A 17,147-nucleotide genomic window follows, 5' to 3' on the forward strand; every position below is an offset into this window, starting at 1 on the left:
CGAGTCGACCGACTCCGCGGGGCCCGTCTCGGAAGCTACAACCATGGAAATCGAAATCGCGACAATCGGCGGCTATCAGGAAGTCGGACGGCAGATGACTGCGGTGCGAGCGGGCGACGACGTCGTCGTCTTCGACATGGGTCTGAACCTCTCGAAGGTCCTGATCCACGACAACGTCGAAACCGAGCGGATGCACAGTCTCGACCTGATCGACATGGGCGCGATCCCGGACGACCGGGTCATGTCCGATCTGGAGGGTGACGTGAAGGCCATCGTGCCGACCCACGGCCACCTCGACCACATCGGTGCCATCTCGAAGCTGGCTCACCGCTACGACGCGCCCATCGTGGCCTCGCCGTTCACCATCGAACTCGTCAAACAGCAGATCAAGGGCGAGGAGAAGTTCGGCGTCGAGAACGACCTCCAGAAGATGGAGGCCGGCGAGACGATGCAGATCGGCGAGCGCAACGAACTGGAGTTCGTCAACGTCACCCACTCGATCATCGACGCGATCAACCCCGTGCTCCACACGCCCGAGGGCTCCATCGTCTACGGGCTGGACAAGCGGATGGATCACACGCCGGTCATCGGCGACCCCATCGACATGAAGCGGTTCCGGGAGATCGCCCGCGAGGACGGCGGCGTCCTCTGTTACATCGAGGACTGTACCAACGCCGGCCGGAAGGGCCGCACGCCCTCCGAGTCCGTCGCCCGTCGCCACCTCAAAGACGTGATGTACAGCGTCGAGGACTACGACGGCGGCATCGTCGCGACCACGTTCTCCTCCCACATCGCCCGTGTGAGTTCGCTGGTCGAGTTCGCCGAGGACATCGGCCGCCAGCCCGTCCTGCTCGGGCGCTCGATGGAGAAGTACTCCGGCACCGCCGAGCGACTCGACTTCGTGGACTTCCCGGACGACCTCGGGATGTACGGCCACCGCAAGTCCGTCGACCGGACCTTCAAGCGAATCATGAACGAGGGCAAGGAGAACTTCCTGCCCATCGTCACGGGTCACCAGGGCGAGCCGCGCGCGATGCTCACCCGGATGGGGCGGGGCGAGACGCCGTACGAACTGGAGAACGGCGACAAGGTCATCTTCTCGGCCCGAGTCATTCCGGAGCCGACGAACGAGGGCCAGCGCTACCAGAGCGAACGCCTGCTGGGCATGCAGGGTGCGCGTATCTACGACGATATCCACGTCTCGGGTCACCTCCGGCAGGAGGGCCACTACGAGATGCTGGACACGCTCCAGCCCCAGCACGTCATCCCGGCTCACCAGGACATGGAAGGGTTCGCACCGTACGTGGACCTCGCGGAGAACATGGGGTACAACCTCGGGCGTGACCTGCACGTCACGCGCAACGGGAACCTGATCACGCTCGTCGACGAATGACGACCCCACGCGCCGACCGGGCGGCCGTCGAGGAGGCTATCGCCACGCGTCGCGAACTGGTCAACGACGCGATCCCCGAGCAACTCCCGATCATTCGCCCCGAGCGCCTCTACGAGGCGTCCCGGTACCTGCTGGACGCGGGCGGCAAGCGCCTGCGCCCGACGATCCTCCTCCTGGCCGCGGAGGCCATCGCCGACGCCGACCCGCTCGGCGAGGACTACCACGCCTTCCCCGCCCCGGACGGCCCCGTCGACGTGATGTCGGCGGCGGTCAGCATCGAGATCATCCAGTCGTTCACCCTCATCCACGACGACATCATGGACGACGACGATATGCGTCGTGGCGTGCCAGCCGTCCACCGCGAGTACGACCTCGAAACCGCGATCCTCGCGGGCGACACGCTCTACTCGAAGGCCTTCGAGGTCATGCTGGAGACCGGCGCTCCGGCCGAGCGGTCGGTCAGGGCCCTGTCGGAACTGGCGACGACCTGTACGAAGATCTGTGAGGGACAGGCCTTCGACATCGACTTCGAGTCCCGCAGCGCCGTCGAACCCGACGAGTATCTGGACATGGTGGAACTCAAGACCGCGGTGCTGTACGCCGCGGCCGCGGGGGTCCCCGCCATGCTGCTGGGCGACGACGACGCGGTCGACGCGCTCTACGGCTACGGCCTCGACATCGGTCGGGCCTTCCAGATCCAGGACGATCTGCTCGACCTGACGACGCCCAGTGAGAAACTCGGCAAGCAACGCGGGAGCGACCTGATCGAAGGCAAGAAGACGCTGGTGACGCTGCACGCCCGCGAACACGGCGTCGACGTGGACGGACTGGTCGACGCGGACTCGGTGGAGGCGGTCGACGAGGCCGAGATCGAGGCCGCAGTCGGCGAGTTGCGCGAAGCGGGTAGCATCGAGTACGCCCGCGAGACCGCCCACGACCTCATCCACAGCGGCAAATCCAACCTGGAAGTCCTCCCGGACAACCACAGCCGGGACCTGCTGGGCGGCATCGCCGACTACCTGATCGAGCGAGAGTACTGACCCGCCGATCCGGTCGGAACCCTGCGACGACGACCCACGCTGCGTGATAGCAGATCGACGACAGCTTTTCACCCACACCCGGCGTCGGGAGTCCCATGATCGATGTCGCGGACGTGCCGAAGTGGGTAGTCTTCCAGTTCGGGGACGCGAGCGGTGGACCGGCCGTGAACGTGACCGTCGACCCGGCGGCGGGGGTCGCATCCAGCGCGGTCGGGGCCTTCGTCCTCACGGTCGTCGTCGGGGCGATCATGGTCACCATCGCACCGAAGTACACGGAGTCGAAGATGGCGACCCTCAGAGACGAGCCCGTGGACTCGTTCGTTTACGGCGTGCTTACCCTCGTGCTCGCGGTGATCCTCCTCGTCGCGCTGGTGTTCTCCCTGATCGGGATCCCCGTCGCGGTCGTGTCGTTTTTCGCTCTACTTCTGGTCTGGGGGGTCGGATCGGCCATCGCCTTCCTCGCAATCGCCGAGCGGTTGCTCGACGCCGACGATGGCTGGCTGAAGCCCCTCCTGCTCGCCGGCGCGCTCAACGGCGGCCTGACGCTGACGGGGATCGGCGGGCTGGTGGCGTTCTGTATCGGCGCGGCCGGCTTCGGAGCCGTCCTCCGGGACTACCTGTAACCGACCCCCGGAGTTATGCCCATTCCGACCCGTCAACCCGTATGGCCGCCATACAACTTCTCCGACACGCCACACTCCGGGTCGAACTCGACGGCACGACGTTCCTCGTCGATCCGATGTTGAGCGAACCGGGCGAGATTCCGCCGATTCCCAACTCACCCAACGACCGCGAGAACCCCCTCGTCGGACTCCCCGACGCGGACCTGACCGCCGACGCCGTCCTCGTCACCCACCGCCACCGGGATCACTTCGACGACGCCGCGGCCGAACAACTCCCGGACGACACCCCGATCCTCTGCCAACCTGCGGAGGGAGAGGCGTTCCGAAACGAGGGGTTCACCGACGTTCGACCGGTCGATGAAGAGATCCCTTTCGAGGGAATCGACATCACCCGGACGCCCGCTCGCCACGGTCACGGGGACCTCGCCGAGCAGATGGGACCGTCGTCGGGCTACGTCCTCGAGGGCTCGCAGACGATCTATCTCGCGGGCGATACGGTGTGGTACGACGCGGTGCCGGAGACGATCGACGCCCACGACCCCGACGTTGTGGTGGTCAACGCGGGCGCTGCGCAGTTCGTGGAGGGGAAACCGATCACGATGACGCCCGAGGAGGTCGGCGAGGTCCGGGACCACGTCCCAGACGACGTGCCGGTGATCGCCGATCACATGGATGCGATCAACCACTGTCTCGCGACGCGGGCGGACCTGCGTGCGGCGGTCGACGGCGTCACGATCCCCGCGGACGGCGAGCGAGTCGACCTGTGATCGGCCCGGGTGAGTGAGAACCGGGAGGGCGAGGCGGTCGGCGCGGAACGGCGGAGTTTTGAGTGGCCGCGACCGAATCACGACAAAATGGACGACGAGGTACGCGAACGCGTCGAGGAGGCCGCGGAGAAAAACGCCCTCTTCAACGCGCTCAAACACGACAGCGATCCGCAGGTCGGGGCGATCATGGGGCCGCTGATGGGCGAGAACCCCGAGTTCCGCGAGTACGGCGACGAGATTCCCGAGGTGATCGGTCCGGTCGTGGGAAAGATCGGGAACATGTCGACCGAGGAGCGCCGCGAGCGGCTCGAAGAACTCGACCCCGACCTCGTGGCAGAACTCGACGCCGAGGACGAGGAAGACGAACACGACCTTCCGGATCTGCCCAACGCCGAGGAGTACGACGAGATCCGCCTGCGCGCCGCCCCGAACCCGAACGGTCCGTGGCACCTCGGCCACGCCCGGATGCCCTCGGTCATCGGGACGTACAAGGACCGGTACGACGGGAGCTTCGTCGTCCGGTTCGACGACACCGACCCCGAGACCAAGCGACCGGATCTCGACGCCTACGACGAGATCCTCGACGCCATCGACTACCTCGGGTTCGAGCCCGACGAGGTGATCCGGGCCAGCGACCGCCTGGAGACCTACTACGACCACGCCCGCGAACTGATCGACCTCGGCGGGGCCTATACCTGCTCGTGTCCCCAAGGCGAGTTCTCGGACATGAAGAACTCCGGCGAGGCCTGTCCCCACCGGGACAAAGATATCGAGACCACCCGCGAGGAGTTCGAGGCCATGATCGACGGCGAGTACTCCGCCGGCGAGAAGGTCCTCCGGGTCAAGACGGACATCGAACACAAGAACCCCGCGCTCCGGGACTGGGTGGCCTTCCGGATGATCGACACGCCCCATCCCCGCGAGGAAGCTAGCGAGTACCGGTGCTGGCCGATGCTGGACTTCCAGAGCGGGGTCGACGATCACCTCACGGGCATCTCCCACATCATCCGCGGGATCGACCTGCAGGACTCCGCGAAGCGCCAGCGGTTCGTCTACGACTACTTCGACTGGGAGTACCCCGAGGTGATCCACTGGGGTCACGTCCAGGTCGAGGACTACGACGTGTCGATGAGTACCTCGACGATCAAGGAGCAGATCGAGGCCGGCGAACTCGACGGCTGGGACGACCCGCGCGCGCCGACGCTCGCCAGTCTCCGCCGGCGAGGCATTCGCGGACAGGCCATCGTCGACGCGATGGTCGAACTGGGAACCTCCACCTCGAACGTCGATCTGGCGATGTCCTCGGTGTACGCGAACAATCGCGACCTGATCGACGAGGACACCGACCGGCGATTCCTGGTTCGGGATGGCGAGGAGTTCCCCATCGAGGGCGGCCCCGACGCCGCACACCCGCCGATCCACCCTAACCACGAGGACCGCGGGGAGCGCGACATTCCGGTGGGCGAGGCGGTCCTGCTCGAACCCGACGACGTCCCGGCCGAGGGCGAGCGGGTCTGGCTGAAGGGCTTCGGACCGGTCCGTCGAGACGGTGACGCGCTCGAATACACCGACGACGACATCGACGTCGTCCGATCGGGCGACGTGGACGTGATCCACTGGGTGCCCGCCGAAGGGAGCCAGCCCCTCCGACTCCGGACGATGGACGGCGACGTGTCGGGCCACGCGGAACCCGGTATCACCGACTACGACGCCGACGCCGTGGTCCAGTTCGAGCGGATCGGATTCGCCCGAATAGACGGCGTGCCCGAACAGGGCACGGAACGGTCGAGCGGTGAGGACGGCGAGCCGCGAGACAAACACGAGGACGACGATACCGTCGCCTACTACGCCCACTCCTGACAGCGGTATCGCCGCACCGCCGTTCGGTCCAAGCTTTAAGTAGTTCCCCGGAGACTTACAGAATAGATACCAATGGCCATAGACCCCGAGTTCGAGCAGAACCGCGAGAAGGTGGAGGAACACGACGGCCACGCCGTGTGGGGGCCGGTCGACGAACCGGAAGAACTGGGCATCCACGGGACACACGTCGCCGTCGACTTCGACATCTGTCTCGCGGACGGCGCGTGTCTGGAGGACTGCCCGGTCGACGTGTTCGAGTGGGTCGACACGCCCGACCACCCCGAGAGCGAGATCAAGGCCGATCCCGCCAAGGAAGAACAGTGTATCGACTGTATGCTCTGTGTCGACGTCTGTCCGGTCGACGCTATCGACGTGGACCCCGGCCGCGCCGGCCGCATCTGATCGAGCGCGACCGACGCAGACATCGCGATTTTCGCCCGTAGGTAGCCCCTACCAGGCTTTCGACCATCTGTAAAATCTTAGAATAAGCACAATAGGGAAATAGCAGGAAGACAGTGGTAGAGATGTTCATCCGAATGGCGTGATACCTATGCACACACTGGTACTTACGAAAGGCGTCCCGGACTTCCGGGAAGGACAGGTGTCGTTCGACGAGGACGGCCACTTAGAGCGCGGCAAGACACCGACCGTGATGAACCCCAACGACAAGCACGCGCTGGAGGCAGCGCTGCAGACCAAGGTCCGTCACGGCGGCACCGTATCGCTGATGAGTATGGGCCCGCCGGGCTACAAGGAAGTCCTCCAGGAGGGGATGGAAGACGTCTACGCCGACGACCTCTATCTCCTCTCGGACCGGGAGATGGGCGCGGCCGACACGTGGGCCACGTCGATCACGCTCTCGACGGGCATCGACCACATGGAGGAAGAGCCCGACGTGGTCTTTGCGGGTTTCAAGACCGCGGACGGGGAGACGGGCCACACCGGCCCGCAGACCTGCTGGTGTCAGGACTGGCCCATCGTCACCCACGTCGTCGCGCTCGACATCGACGAGGAGGAGCGCACCCTGCGAGCCAAGCGACTCGTCGAGGGCGACGTGGAGGAGATCGAGACGGTCGAGGCACCCCTGCCCTGTTTCGTCGTCGCCGATCCGGAGTTCGAGCCGACCTACCGGAAGGCCGAGCATCGGCTCCGGCACAAGGACCTCCGGGCCGAGACCCAGGAGCGTGCCGCCGAGCTCGACCTGGACGAGGACGTCACGGTCTGGGACCAGGAGGCGCTGAACCTCGATCCGGACTTCATCGGGCTGGACGGCTCGCCGACCATCGTGGCCGGCGTCGACCCGATCCCGAAGGCACCATCCGAGCGTGAGGCGACGATGGTCGAACCCGGTGACGAGGAGGGGATGGCACAGGTGTTCGAGGAACTCGAGCCGTTCGCGGAGGCCGACTGACCATGGAGATCGATCCCACAGAGCACGAGATCGCCGACCTCGGACCGAAGATCAAAGACGTCGACGACGCCGAGGAGTTGCGGGCGATGCTCGAGGCGGAGGAAGACGGCGAGGACCGCGTCCCCGTGAAGACGCTCATCGAGGACCGTCTCGAGAAGGTCGAGGGCGAGGACGAAGACGTCGATCCGAGCGACGCCGACCTCGAGGACATGACCGTCGCCGACGTGGCGAACATGGTCCGGGGCATCGAGGACGTCGAGGTCCTCGAGGATCTGCTCGAACGCGAGGAAGCGGGGCAGGACCGCAAGACGGCCAAGAGCCAGATCGAGAGCCGGATCGACAACCTGCAACAGAGCGACGACGATGGCGACGACGAGGAGGTCGTGATCGAGGCCCCCGAGGAGAAGTACCCGGACCTCGATCACCCGACGGCGGACAAAAAGCACGTCCGCGCGCTGGAGGACGGCGACTACCGGGACATGTGGGTCTACTGTGAGACCCAGCAGGGACAGTTGATCGACGTGTCGAGGGAAATGCTCGCGAAGGCCCGTGAGCTGATGGACGGGTACAACGAGGAGTACGACGAATCGGAGTCGGTCATCGCGGTGCTGATCGGCGACGGCGTGGGCGAGTTGGCCGAGGAGTGCCTCGCCTACGGTGCCGACCGAGTGATCTACCTCGAAGACGACCGGCTCGACCGGTTCCGCCACACGCCGTACACCGAAATCTTCTGTGACATGGCGCGCAACGGCGGCCACCCGTTCGGCCGCGAGGACCGGGCCGAAGACGACTGGCGCGACTACGACGAACCGCGTTACACCGTCTTCCCGGCGACGAACAACGGCCGGGACCTCTCGGCGCTGGCCCAGGCAGAATTCGACTCCGGGCTGGCCTCGGACTGTTCGGACCTGTTCATCGAGCCCGCGAACATCTCCAACCCCGCGAAGACGGGCAAACCCGGTGAGACCGTCGAGTTCCAGCGCGTACTCCACATGAAGCGCCCGGACTTCTCCGGGTTCGAGTACTCGACGATCCTCTGTCTCGACAAGCCCGGGCGGGAGTTCCACCCACAGGGTGCCTCGGTGATCCCGGGCAGTTTCGACGTGCCGGACCCAGACCCCGAACGGCAAGGTGAGGTGATCGAACACGAGATGCCGCTGGACGACGACTGGTTCAAGGTCGAAGTGACCGACTACGACCAGCTAGAGGGCGGCGTCGACCTCACGGGCAACGACGTGATCGTCGCGCTCGGGCGGGGTATCGGCGACGAACCCACCGAGGGGATCGAACTCGGCCTCGACCTGGTCGATCAGTTCGAGGAGGCCGACCTCGGGCTCTCCCGTGGCGTCATCACGGCCTCCTACCAGTTCGACGGGCACGTCGAGCAGTACGTGGCCGAGGAGCGCCAGATCGGCGAGTCCGGCCAGGAGGTCGAACCCGACGTGTACATCGCGGCGGGTATCTCCGGGGCCGTCCAGCACAAGGTCGGCATGGACGAGTCGGACACGATCGTCGCGATCAACACCGACCCCGAGGCGGACATCGTCGACTTCTCCGATTACTTCATCGAGGGAGACCTCTTCGAGATCCTGCCGGAGTTGATCGACTCGCTGGAGAAAGGCGAACTGGACGTACAGGCGCTGGCTGGAGGTGCATCAGATGACTGACGACTACGAACACTACGAGGCCGTCGTCGTGGGGGCTGGCCCCGGCGGCGCGGCAGCGGCGGCGACACTCGCACAGAACGGCGTGGAGACCCTCGTCCTCGAACGGGGCGTCGAGTCCGGTTCGAAGAACGTCTCGGGCGGGTTGATCTACGCCGAATCGTCCGCACCCTACACCATCGACGGGCTGTTCCCCGACTTCCGCGAAGAAGCCAGCGAACGGCCCATCACGGAGTATTACCTCCACAACGTGGCCGGCCGGCAGGTCGAGACGATCGACCTGACCGACATCCACGAACACGACACCGAGTGGTCCGACGCCGTCCTCCGGCGGCAGATGGACTCCTGGCTGGAGCAACGCGTCCACGAGATGACTCGCGAGACAGGCGGCGGCCTCCTGACGGGCGTCCGCGTCGACGGCCTCCTCCGGGAGGCCGGCGAGATCGTCGGCGTCACCTGCGAGGAGCTCGATCCGATCAAAGCCGACGCGATCATCGCCGCCGACGGCGTCAACTCCGAACTCGCCCGCGACGCTGGGCTGATGGACTGGGAGGACCCGGAAGAGTGGTTCCAGGGCGTCAAGGCCGTCGTCGACATGCCCGAGGGAGCCGTCGCCGAGCGGTTCGGCGTGGACGAGGACGAGGGCGCGGCGCACCTGTTCTCGGGCGACCTCTTCGAGGACGTCCGGGGCGGCGGGTTCCTCTACACCAACGACGACTCGCTGTCCATCGGAACCGTCTTCCACCTGGACTCGCTGGTCGCGGAGGAGGCCGAACCCCACGAGTTGCTGGACGCCCTGCTCACCCACCCGCTGCTCGACCAGTGGTTGCAGGGCGAGTACGAGGAACTGGAGTACGGGGCGAAACTCGTCCCGGACTCGAAGAAGGTGGCCCACCCCTCGCCCCACCGGGGTCGGCTCATGCTCGTCGGGGACGCCGCCGGGCAGATGCAGGCCCAGGGGCCGATCATCAAGGGGATGAACCACGCCGTGTCGGCGGGCGCACTGGCCGCCGAGGCGTTCGTCGAGGCCGAGTCCCGGGGCCGCCCGGAGGAGGCCGGCCAGCGCTACGAGACGAAACTGCGCGACGAGGGCGTGATGAAGAAGCTCCGCCCGACCCGGTACAACGTCGCGAGCGCGGTCGGGGAGAACGGCGCGGTGGCCTCGCTGACCGACAGTCTGGTCGACTCGGCGGTAGGTCGGCTCGGCATCAAGGCGGCCGATCGGCTGGGCGTCCTCAAGCGTGCGTTCAACTCGCCGTTCCTGATGTCGGTCATGCCCGACACGAAGACGCCGTACGTCACGGCGCCGACGGCTATCGCGGAAGCGCTTGGAACCCCGGTTCGGGAGGAAAACGACGTGGAACCGCCGGACCTGGACGACAGGATCGGCGACCTGACCTACGACGTGGGCGACCCCCACATCGAGTTGCAAGACAACTCCTACGCGGCCAGCGGGGCGGCTGTCGCGGCCTGCCCGGTCAGCGCGAAGGACTTCGGCGGCGGCTGTTACCGCGACGAGACGGTCCAGACCAACGGCCACGAGGAACACCTCGTGAGTCTGGACACCCAGCCCTGCGTGGAGTGTGGGACCTGCGCCGTGGTCGCCGACACGGAGTGGGAACACCCCGCCGGCGGCAAGGGCGTCGAGTTCAAGCAGGGCTGAGGCCCACGGCACCCACTTTCGATGACCGAAACAGAATCGTACCACGCCCGGATCCAGACCGTCGTCGAGCGATACCGGCGGGACCGGGAAGCGTTCGAGCGCCCGGCCGACCCGCCGGCCGAGGAGTCGGCGATGGATTTCTGCCGGGAGGGGCTCGGCCCCACGGTGATGATCTACGTCGACGCCCGCGCCAACGACTGGGGTGTGGAGTTCTCCGAGCGCGAGTTCGACCTGCTCCACGAGGCGCTGAACGGCTACCTCTCGCTGTACGCGGCCTGTTACGGTGTCGAGACTGACCCCGACACGACGGTCCGGGCAGCGGCCGAACTCCTGCTCGACACCCACAACATCCGGGACGTTGCGGCGGTGCTGACCGGTGTTCCGGAGCGTGCGGCGACCGGCGACGCGCACTGAGCGCCTCGTCGCGATGCGAAGGACCGAAACCCGGACGGGTCCGATTGGAGATATGTCCACGCAGCGACTCGCGCGGCTGAAGACGCCGCTCGTGTACGTGATGGGATCGGTGTACGTGATCGCGGGCGTAGGGCACTTCCTCGTCCCGGACCTGTTCGCCCAGATCGTCCCGCCGCAACTGCCGGCAGCGACGGCGCTCGTCTACCTCTCGGGGATCGCCGAGATCGGACTCGGTATCGGTGTGATGGTGCCCCGGACGCGACGGGTCGCCGCCTGGGGCCTGGTGGCTCTGTTGCTGGCCGTCTTTCCGGCGAACGTCTACATGGCGACCTCCGGCGTGGTGATTCAGGGCGCACCTCCGGCCATCGCGGACCCTGGGGTCGGGCGCTGGGTCCGACTCCCGCTTCAGGTGGTCCTCGTCGTGTGGGCGTGGTGGTACACGGCCGACCCGCCAGAGAACGCCATCTGACTGGTTGCCACCGGCTCAGACGCTCTCGGTGACGGTAATCGACCAGCCGTGTGTCCGAGTGATATCGGCGACGTGTGCCCCTCAATCGGTCGGGCGGACAACTCCGTCGCAGAGAAATACCGTTCGTCTATCACGTAGTCACACTGCCGTCACCAGACGGCAAGTCCTGTTCCATCTCGGATCTGTCCGAATTAGTTCCGACGGCCGTATCGGTGGATTACGTTCCCTCGAACGTACGGGAGCGGGCAGCCTCCCAGTTGACAAACAGTTAAGTATCGCGGCGTGGTAACGTAGCCCATGGAGCTCACGGAGCAGTTAGAGTTCGGGCACCGCGGGCGCAAGGACGTGTACGAGTACGTCGAGAGTCACGGTGACGTATCCCAATCGACGGCGCGTGATGCCCTGAACATGGAGCCACGGGAGTTCGGCCACCACGTGGCGATCCTGAAACGCGACGGGGTCCTCACGGAGACCGAAGAGGGGCACCTCCAGATATCCTACGACGAGGGGGCGCAGGAGGAGTACGAAGAAGACGATATCGAGTACACCATCCGGCAGGCCCGGCAGGCGGACATGACGGGGATCGTCGGCGTGATGCGGTCGGCGATCGACGCGGAGACCTACGTGGTCGCCGAGAGCGTCGCGGACATGATCGACCACGAGGAGGTCCTGCTCCGGCACAACGAACTGGAGTCGCGGATGTTCTTCGTGGCCTGCGTCGAGGGCGACGTGGTCGGCTGGGTTCACCTCGACCACCCGGAGATGGAGAAGCTGTCACACACGGCCGAACTCACCGTCGGCGTTCTGGACGAGTACCGGGGACACGGGGTCGGCAGTCACCTCCTCCAGCGCGGGCTGGAGTGGGCCGCTCAGCAGGGCTACGAGCGGATCTACAACAGCGTCCCGTCGACCAACGAGGTCGCCATCGAGTTCCTGAAAGAACACGGCTGGGAGGAGGAAGCCCGGCGCGAGGACCACTACAAACTCGACGGCGACTACATCGACGAGGTGATGCTGGCGATCGACCTCTAGAGGTCTGCGTCGTCCAGTGGATCGGCAACGACACCGTCTTTCTGCGCCCAGACCCGGGCGTGACCGGCACACACCAGTCGGTTATCCGCCCAGGGAATGTGTAACTCGACGGCGGCCGCCGCCTCGCAATCGGCCTCCGAACAGGTGGCCATGCGTGACCGTTGGCGCCCGCCCACTTCGTTCACTCGATTAGATCAACACGGCGAGCAGGAACCCGAGGACGAGCAACGTCGTCAGCAGGAACTGCGCCACGGTGCTGGCGAGCATCCCGACGGTCGTGTAGACGGCCGTGCGCGCGCTGGAACCGGTGTCGCCGGTGCGTTGCAGTTCCGACAGGAAGACGACGCTGGCGACGCCGGCGAGGATACCGAACGGACCGGCGACGAAAAAGAGGAGGAAGCCTGCCACCCCTGCGATGACCGTCGTCAGGTTCCCGGCCCCGCTGACTTTCGCCGACACCGCACCGGCGAACCAGTCGATGACGACGATCAGCAGCCCCAGCAGCGTCAGCGCGCCCAGCACGAGCAGGCCGGGATCGACGTAGCCCGTCGACCACCAGTAGAGGTAGACGCCCCCCAGTGAGAGGAGGGCGCCGGGAACCAGCGGGACGAGTGATCCGACGACGCCGGCCAGCGCCAGTCCGACTGCGAGCCATACCACGAGGTCGGTGCCGAGAACGGTCGTGAGGACAGGTCCAGTCATCTGTATCGATCGGCCTCCGTGTGTGCCGCGTCCGAGCCGAACGCGTCGACGAGCGGTTCCAGCGCGTCGCCGAGCGCACGCATCGCCTGCGCCGTCGAGTGATAGTTGAGATCGGCCGCTACTTCGTCCCACGGGCGTCCCTGCAGAGGTTTCACGACCAGCAGTCGCTCCTCGCGGGCCGTGAGGTCCAGTTCGGTATCCCCGACGAAGTACGCGACCACCAGCCGGCGGTAGGACCCAGGGGCCATGTCGAACAGGCCGGGGCCGAAGGCCGCGCTCGCGACGTGTCGCCACTCCCAGTCGTCGAGGTCGGGGTCGCCGTCCCGGTCCAGCGCCGAGAGCGTCGCTCGCGCCACGTCCGGATCGAGGTCGGCGAGCGGGTCCGCCAGCACGTCGCCGACGCGCGCGACGAACTGGTCGGCGTGACGTTCGAACAGATCGGTCCCCGCCTCACTCGTGGGGTCGAGCATGAGTGCGGAATACTCGCCGCTCTCGTCGTTGCGGGTCGTCGAGAGATGTACGGATCGATAGCCGTTGGCGGCCCAGAAGGAGAGCAGTTCCGGGGTCGCGCCGTAGCCGACGCCGAGCCAGTCGGCAGTTGTGGCGAACTCCGCGCGGATCTCGTCGAGGAGGCGCGACCCGAGGCCACGCGACCGGGCCGCGTGGTGGGTCGCGATGCGGAGGACGCGGTAGCCGACCGGGACGCCGGCGGACTCGTCGCGGAGCTGGGTCGTCAGCACGTCCGGGAGCATGTTCCCGCGGATCCGGCCGCCGTCGTACATGTCCGCGCGCGTCCCGGCGTCGAGCCCGCCCTCGCGAGCCAGCAGCGCGACGGAGACGACGTGGCCGTCGTGGACGAGCGCGCGGACCGCAACGTTCGGGGCGTCCAGCAACCGCGCCAGATCGTCGGGTTCGGTCCGGTAGTGGGCGAGCACGAGCAGTCCGAACACCTCCCGCAACAGGTGTTCGTCGGCCAGCAAGCCGGCAGCATCTATGGCCTCGTACGTCACGGTCTCGGGTCGTGCGTCATCCACGAGGGGATCGACCGGCGGCCGGGCGTCCAGCAACAGCGCCCGGAAGGCCCACACCTCTACTGGATCGCCCGCCGCGTAGCGGATCGGTTCGGCCATGCGGACCTCGATCACCTCGTGGTGGCTCTCGTCGAGGCGGTCCCGGAACCGCACGGAGAAACCTCGGCCTGCGCCCTCGTAGCCGTGGACGGTGGTGGTGAACGCGACTGCCGGCGCGTCGAGGAACGACTCGAGGACGTGGACCGGGAGGGCTGCGGCCTCGTCGACGATCACGGCGTCCGGGTCGCCGGGCAGGCCGTCCCCGTCGGCGCAGTCGGCCGCTCGCCGGAACCGAATCCGGCCGTCGGTGGCCCGCAGGTCGTGGGGCGTCTCCGGGTCGTCGACGGAGACGAGGGCGTCTGCGCCAGCGAGGCGCTCGCGGGCACGTGCGAGGACTTCCGCAGCGTTGCGATAGGTCGGGGCTGCGACCAGCACGTCTCGGCCGGCGAGCGCGAGCGCCCCGGCGGCCAGTCCCGCGGCGCTGGATTTCCCGCGCCCGCGGTCGGCCTCGACCACGACGGCCGCCCCCTCGTCGCGGAGGCGTTCGAGTTCGTTCACGGCCGTCGCCTGATCGTCCGTCAGGCAAGCTTCGTAGACGGCATCGGGGAACGTGCGTCCGTCGGGCACGGAGAGCCCGCCACCAGCCCGCACCGGCGCGGGATCGGTCAGCCCGTCGCGTTCGACTCGCTCGGCGCCGACGTCGACGATGGCGATCCCGGGGTGTGCCCGGAGCGTCTCGACCAGCCGGTGGCGGAAGTTCCCGGTGACGGCGGACAGGTCGGCGGGCGGAACCGCGAGTCCCTCGTCGAACCCGTCGCGGCGGTCGGGCCAGTCGTCGAGCGGTGGGGTCAGCAGGATCAGGAGACCGCCACCGTCCACGACGCCGACGGCCCGACCGATCGCGTTGGGGCGACAGGCCGCGTGCAGGTCGAGGACGACGGCGTCACGGGTGGTGCCGAGCAGTTCCGCGGAGCGCTCGGGCAGGAGGTGTTCGCAGTCGAGGGCGGGGTCGGGACCGACGAGGGTCGCGTCGGATCGGTCGATTCCCGCGGCGTCGAGCGCGTCGGCCGCGGTGCGGCGCGTCCCGTCCGGCTCCCCCGCGAGGACGAGCAGCCGGCGCTCGTCCGTCTCGCGGGCTTGCTCACGTAACCGGCGGACGACGCCGTCGATCATACAGCCTCATCGACGAGCCGCGGGCTTGGGTCTGGCGGTCTCGGGGGTCCGCGAGCGCATCGAGGGACTGTCGTCGGTCGTGAGCAGGGCCCGGCCGAACCAACCGGCCCAGAAATCACATGTGGACGGCTGACACGGTTGTGGCGGCATCGAAAGCGCTTTTAGCAGGGGATAGCCAATGAAGGGTACAGCCTGCGCGGGGTTGATGATGCTCCTAGCCTCTCAGGACTTTACCGTCGGCCGGCACGGACGATCGGCCGACTCTCAGGCGGGGGAGCGCGAGCCCACGCGCGGGAGGTGATTACCAATGTCAGTATACGTCGATTTCGACGTCCCAGCCGACCTCGCAGAGGACGCCCTCGAGGCGCTCGAGGTCGCACGGGACACAGGAGTTGTAAAGAAAGGGACAAACGAGACGACCAAAGCAGTCGAGCGAGGGAACGCGGACCTCGTGTTCATCGCCGAAGACGTTCAGCCCGAGGAGATCGTCATGCATCTCCCCGAGCTGGCCGACGAGAAGGACGTTCCCTATCTGTTCGTCGAGTCCCAGTCCGACGTGGGTCACGCAGCCGGACTGGAAGTCGGCAGTGCCGCGGCGGCCATCGTCACGGCCGGCGACGCCAGCGGCGACGTCGACGACATCGCAGAGAAACTCGAGGACCTCCAGTAGGTGACTCGATATGAGCGCAGAAGAAACTGAAGACGACGGCGGCTCGACGCCCGCGGAGGTCATCGAGGTCGTCGGCCGAACCGGGATGCACGGGGAGGCCATGCAGGTCAAGTGTCGCATCCGCGAGGGCGAGAACCAGGGCCGCATCATCACCCGGAACGTCCTCGGCCCGGTGCGCGAGGGCGACGTGCTACAGCTCCGGGAGACGGCCCGCGAGGCCGACCAGATCGGAGGACAATAATGCCACGAACCCGCGAATGTGACTTCTGTGGCGACGACATCGAACCCGGCACGGGCACCATGTTCGTGCAGAACGACGGGTCGACCGTCATGTTCTGCTCCTCGAAGTGCGAGAAGAACGCCGACCTCGGCCGCGAGGCCCGCGACGTGGGCTGGACCGAGGCCGGCCGTGCCGCCGGCGGCAAGCGCGCCGCCGAGACGGCCGACGAACCCGACGAGGAACCCGAAGCCGAGGAAGAATCCGAAGCCGAACCCGAAGACCCGGCCGCGACCGAGGCCGACGTCGTCGAGGACACGGGCGCAGCCCCCGACCTCGAAGACGCCGAGTCCGAGGCCACGCCCGGCCCCGAGGGTGAGGGTGCCGACGAGGCGGCCGCCGACGCGGACGCCGACTCCGCCGAGGCCGTCGACGAGGACGCGAGCGACGAAGAGGACGAAGACGCGGAAGAAGAGGAGGCCGAGGCGTAAATGAGTCATCACGACGAGCGCACGTTCGTGATGGTCAAGCCCGACGGCGTCCAGCGCGGCCTGATCGGCGAGATCATCGGCCGTCTCGAAGAGCGCGGCCTGAAGCTCGCCGGTGCGAAGTTCATGCAGATCGACGAGGAACTCGCCCACGAGCACTACGGTGAACACGAGGACAAGCCCTTCTTCGACGGCCTGGTCGAGTTCATCACCTCCGGTCCGGTGATGGCCATGGTCTGGGAGGGCGCTGACGCCACCCGGCAGGTCCGCCAGATGATGGGAACGACCGACCCCGCCGAGGCCGCACCGGGCACCATCCGGGGCGACCTCGGCCTGGACCTCGGGCAGAACGTCATCCACGGCTCCGACCACGAGGATTCCGGCGCGAACGAGCGGGAGATCGACCTGTTCTTCGACGAGGAGGAACTGGTCGACTGGGAGAAATCGGACGCCGAGTGGGTGTACGAGGACGCGTAAGCGACCGACGAATC

18 protein-coding genes are annotated in these 17,147 nt (G+C 66.9%); 16 read left to right on the forward strand and 2 right to left on the reverse strand.

All coding sequences use genetic code 11. The annotated features are described in order from the left end of the window. The first annotated feature begins 43 nt into the window (after positions 1 to 43). From BV210_RS01195 to BV210_RS01250, 12 genes are all read left to right on the forward strand, one after another. Positions 44 to 1,393, forward strand: coding sequence for a ribonuclease J (locus BV210_RS01195; RefSeq protein ID WP_077204877.1), 1,350 nt, complete (start codon positions 44 to 46; stop codon positions 1,391 to 1,393). Continuing rightward, positions 1,390 to 2,433: a geranylfarnesyl diphosphate synthase gene (gene idsA3 / locus BV210_RS01200; RefSeq protein ID WP_077204878.1), complete on the forward strand. Its 1,044-nt coding sequence runs from the start codon at positions 1,390 to 1,392 to the stop codon at positions 2,431 to 2,433. Before BV210_RS01195 ends, idsA3 begins: the two co-directional genes overlap by 4 nt. A 95-nt stretch (positions 2,434 to 2,528) precedes the next feature. Beyond that, entirely contained in the window at positions 2,529 to 3,056 is a 528-nt protein-coding gene (locus BV210_RS01205; RefSeq protein WP_084802535.1) for a hypothetical protein, read from the forward strand. Positions 3,057 to 3,097: 41 nt separating this feature from the next. Continuing rightward, positions 3,098 to 3,823, forward strand: coding sequence for an MBL fold metallo-hydrolase (locus BV210_RS01210; RefSeq protein ID WP_077204879.1), 726 nt, complete (start codon positions 3,098 to 3,100; stop codon positions 3,821 to 3,823). 87 nt (positions 3,824 to 3,910) lie between these two features. After that, entirely contained in the window at positions 3,911 to 5,683 is a 1,773-nt protein-coding gene (locus tag BV210_RS01215) for a glutamate--tRNA ligase (protein ID WP_077204880.1), read from the forward strand. 72 nt (positions 5,684 to 5,755) lie between these two features. Continuing rightward, on the forward strand, positions 5,756 to 6,085 hold the full coding sequence (locus BV210_RS01220; protein WP_077204881.1) for a ferredoxin family protein: 330 nt from the start codon (positions 5,756 to 5,758) through the stop codon (positions 6,083 to 6,085). Between the two features lie 148 nt (positions 6,086 to 6,233). Then, complete coding sequence (locus BV210_RS01225) at positions 6,234 to 7,094, forward strand: electron transfer flavoprotein subunit beta (RefSeq protein WP_077204882.1); 861 nt, start codon at positions 6,234 to 6,236, stop codon at positions 7,092 to 7,094. A gap of 2 nt (positions 7,095 to 7,096) precedes the next feature. Next, positions 7,097 to 8,761, forward strand: a complete 1,665-nt coding sequence (locus BV210_RS01230) for an electron transfer flavoprotein subunit alpha/FixB family protein (protein WP_077204883.1) — start codon at positions 7,097 to 7,099, stop codon at positions 8,759 to 8,761. Next, on the forward strand, positions 8,754 to 10,421 hold the full coding sequence (locus BV210_RS01235) for an FAD-dependent monooxygenase (RefSeq protein ID WP_077204884.1): 1,668 nt from the start codon (positions 8,754 to 8,756) through the stop codon (positions 10,419 to 10,421). Before BV210_RS01230 ends, BV210_RS01235 begins: the two co-directional genes overlap by 8 nt. Before the next feature lie 21 nt (positions 10,422 to 10,442). After that, positions 10,443 to 10,835 (forward strand): hypothetical protein, encoded by a 393-nt coding sequence (locus BV210_RS01240; RefSeq protein WP_077204885.1) that lies wholly within the window; start codon positions 10,443 to 10,445, stop codon positions 10,833 to 10,835. 52 nt (positions 10,836 to 10,887) lie between these two features. Then, positions 10,888 to 11,304 (forward strand): DoxX family membrane protein, encoded by a 417-nt coding sequence (locus BV210_RS01245; protein ID WP_077204886.1) that lies wholly within the window; start codon positions 10,888 to 10,890, stop codon positions 11,302 to 11,304. Positions 11,305 to 11,601: 297 nt separating this feature from the next. Further along, the gene (locus tag BV210_RS01250; RefSeq protein WP_077204887.1) at positions 11,602 to 12,336 is read left to right on the forward strand and encodes a GNAT family N-acetyltransferase; all 735 of its coding nucleotides are present in this window, start codon (positions 11,602 to 11,604) and stop codon (positions 12,334 to 12,336) included. A 189-nt stretch (positions 12,337 to 12,525) separates the two neighbouring features. Here BV210_RS01250 and BV210_RS01255 read toward each other — a convergent pair whose 3' ends face one another. Together BV210_RS01255 and tmcA are read right to left on the reverse strand one after the other, a co-directional pair. After that, positions 12,526 to 13,038: a DUF456 domain-containing protein gene (locus tag BV210_RS01255; protein ID WP_077204888.1), complete on the reverse strand. Its 513-nt coding sequence runs from the start codon at positions 13,036 to 13,038 to the stop codon at positions 12,526 to 12,528. Continuing rightward, positions 13,035 to 15,281: a tRNA(Met) cytidine acetyltransferase TmcA gene (gene tmcA / locus BV210_RS01260; RefSeq protein ID WP_077204889.1), complete on the reverse strand. Its 2,247-nt coding sequence runs from the start codon at positions 15,279 to 15,281 to the stop codon at positions 13,035 to 13,037. The genes BV210_RS01255 and tmcA overlap by 4 nt, the downstream gene beginning before the upstream one ends. Before the next feature lie 307 nt (positions 15,282 to 15,588). Here tmcA and rpl7ae point away from each other — a divergent pair, with 307 nt between their 5' ends. The 4 genes from rpl7ae to ndk are packed head-to-tail and all read left to right on the forward strand — an operon-like array spanning position 15,589 to position 17,133. Next, positions 15,589 to 15,951, forward strand: a complete 363-nt coding sequence (gene rpl7ae, locus BV210_RS01265) for a 50S ribosomal protein L7Ae (RefSeq protein WP_077204890.1) — start codon at positions 15,589 to 15,591, stop codon at positions 15,949 to 15,951. 10 nt (positions 15,952 to 15,961) lie between these two features. Then, positions 15,962 to 16,192, forward strand: a complete 231-nt coding sequence (locus tag BV210_RS01270; RefSeq protein ID WP_077204891.1) for a 30S ribosomal protein S28e — start codon at positions 15,962 to 15,964, stop codon at positions 16,190 to 16,192. After that, complete coding sequence (locus tag BV210_RS01275) at positions 16,192 to 16,659, forward strand: 50S ribosomal protein L24e (protein WP_077204892.1); 468 nt, start codon at positions 16,192 to 16,194, stop codon at positions 16,657 to 16,659. The genes BV210_RS01270 and BV210_RS01275 overlap by 1 nt, the downstream gene beginning before the upstream one ends. Further along, positions 16,660 to 17,133, forward strand: coding sequence for a nucleoside-diphosphate kinase (gene ndk, locus BV210_RS01280; protein ID WP_077204893.1), 474 nt, complete (start codon positions 16,660 to 16,662; stop codon positions 17,131 to 17,133). Positions 17,134 to 17,147 lie beyond the last annotated feature (14 nt).

The sequence above is a fragment of the Halorientalis sp. IM1011 genome (assembly GCF_001989615.1).
GTDB lineage: Archaea > Halobacteriota > Halobacteria > Halobacteriales > Haloarculaceae > Halorientalis.

Bases quoted from the DNA above. Each gene is read 5' to 3' on its own strand.
- BV210_RS01195 (WP_077204877.1), top strand. From the start codon at position 44: ATGGAAATCGAAATCGCGACAATCGGCGGCTATCAGGAAGTCGGACGG.
- idsA3 (WP_077204878.1), top strand. From the start codon at position 1,390: ATGACGACCCCACGCGCCGACCGGGCGGCCGTCGAGGAGGCTATCGCC.
- BV210_RS01205 (WP_084802535.1), top strand. From the start codon at position 2,529: ATGATCGATGTCGCGGACGTGCCGAAGTGGGTAGTCTTCCAGTTCGGG.
- BV210_RS01210 (WP_077204879.1), top strand. From the start codon at position 3,098: ATGGCCGCCATACAACTTCTCCGACACGCCACACTCCGGGTCGAACTC.
- BV210_RS01215 (WP_077204880.1), top strand. From the start codon at position 3,911: ATGGACGACGAGGTACGCGAACGCGTCGAGGAGGCCGCGGAGAAAAAC.
- BV210_RS01220 (WP_077204881.1), top strand. From the start codon at position 5,756: ATGGCCATAGACCCCGAGTTCGAGCAGAACCGCGAGAAGGTGGAGGAA.
- BV210_RS01225 (WP_077204882.1), top strand. From the start codon at position 6,234: ATGCACACACTGGTACTTACGAAAGGCGTCCCGGACTTCCGGGAAGGA.
- BV210_RS01230 (WP_077204883.1), top strand. From the start codon at position 7,097: ATGGAGATCGATCCCACAGAGCACGAGATCGCCGACCTCGGACCGAAG.
- BV210_RS01235 (WP_077204884.1), top strand. From the start codon at position 8,754: ATGACTGACGACTACGAACACTACGAGGCCGTCGTCGTGGGGGCTGGC.
- BV210_RS01240 (WP_077204885.1), top strand. From the start codon at position 10,443: ATGACCGAAACAGAATCGTACCACGCCCGGATCCAGACCGTCGTCGAG.
- BV210_RS01245 (WP_077204886.1), top strand. From the start codon at position 10,888: ATGTCCACGCAGCGACTCGCGCGGCTGAAGACGCCGCTCGTGTACGTG.
- BV210_RS01250 (WP_077204887.1), top strand. From the start codon at position 11,602: ATGGAGCTCACGGAGCAGTTAGAGTTCGGGCACCGCGGGCGCAAGGAC.
- BV210_RS01255 (WP_077204888.1), bottom strand. From the start codon at position 13,038: ATGACTGGACCTGTCCTCACGACCGTTCTCGGCACCGACCTCGTGGTA.
- tmcA (WP_077204889.1), bottom strand. From the start codon at position 15,281: ATGATCGACGGCGTCGTCCGCCGGTTACGTGAGCAAGCCCGCGAGACG.
- rpl7ae (WP_077204890.1), top strand. From the start codon at position 15,589: ATGTCAGTATACGTCGATTTCGACGTCCCAGCCGACCTCGCAGAGGAC.
- BV210_RS01270 (WP_077204891.1), top strand. From the start codon at position 15,962: ATGAGCGCAGAAGAAACTGAAGACGACGGCGGCTCGACGCCCGCGGAG.
- BV210_RS01275 (WP_077204892.1), top strand. From the start codon at position 16,192: ATGCCACGAACCCGCGAATGTGACTTCTGTGGCGACGACATCGAACCC.
- ndk (WP_077204893.1), top strand. From the start codon at position 16,660: ATGAGTCATCACGACGAGCGCACGTTCGTGATGGTCAAGCCCGACGGC.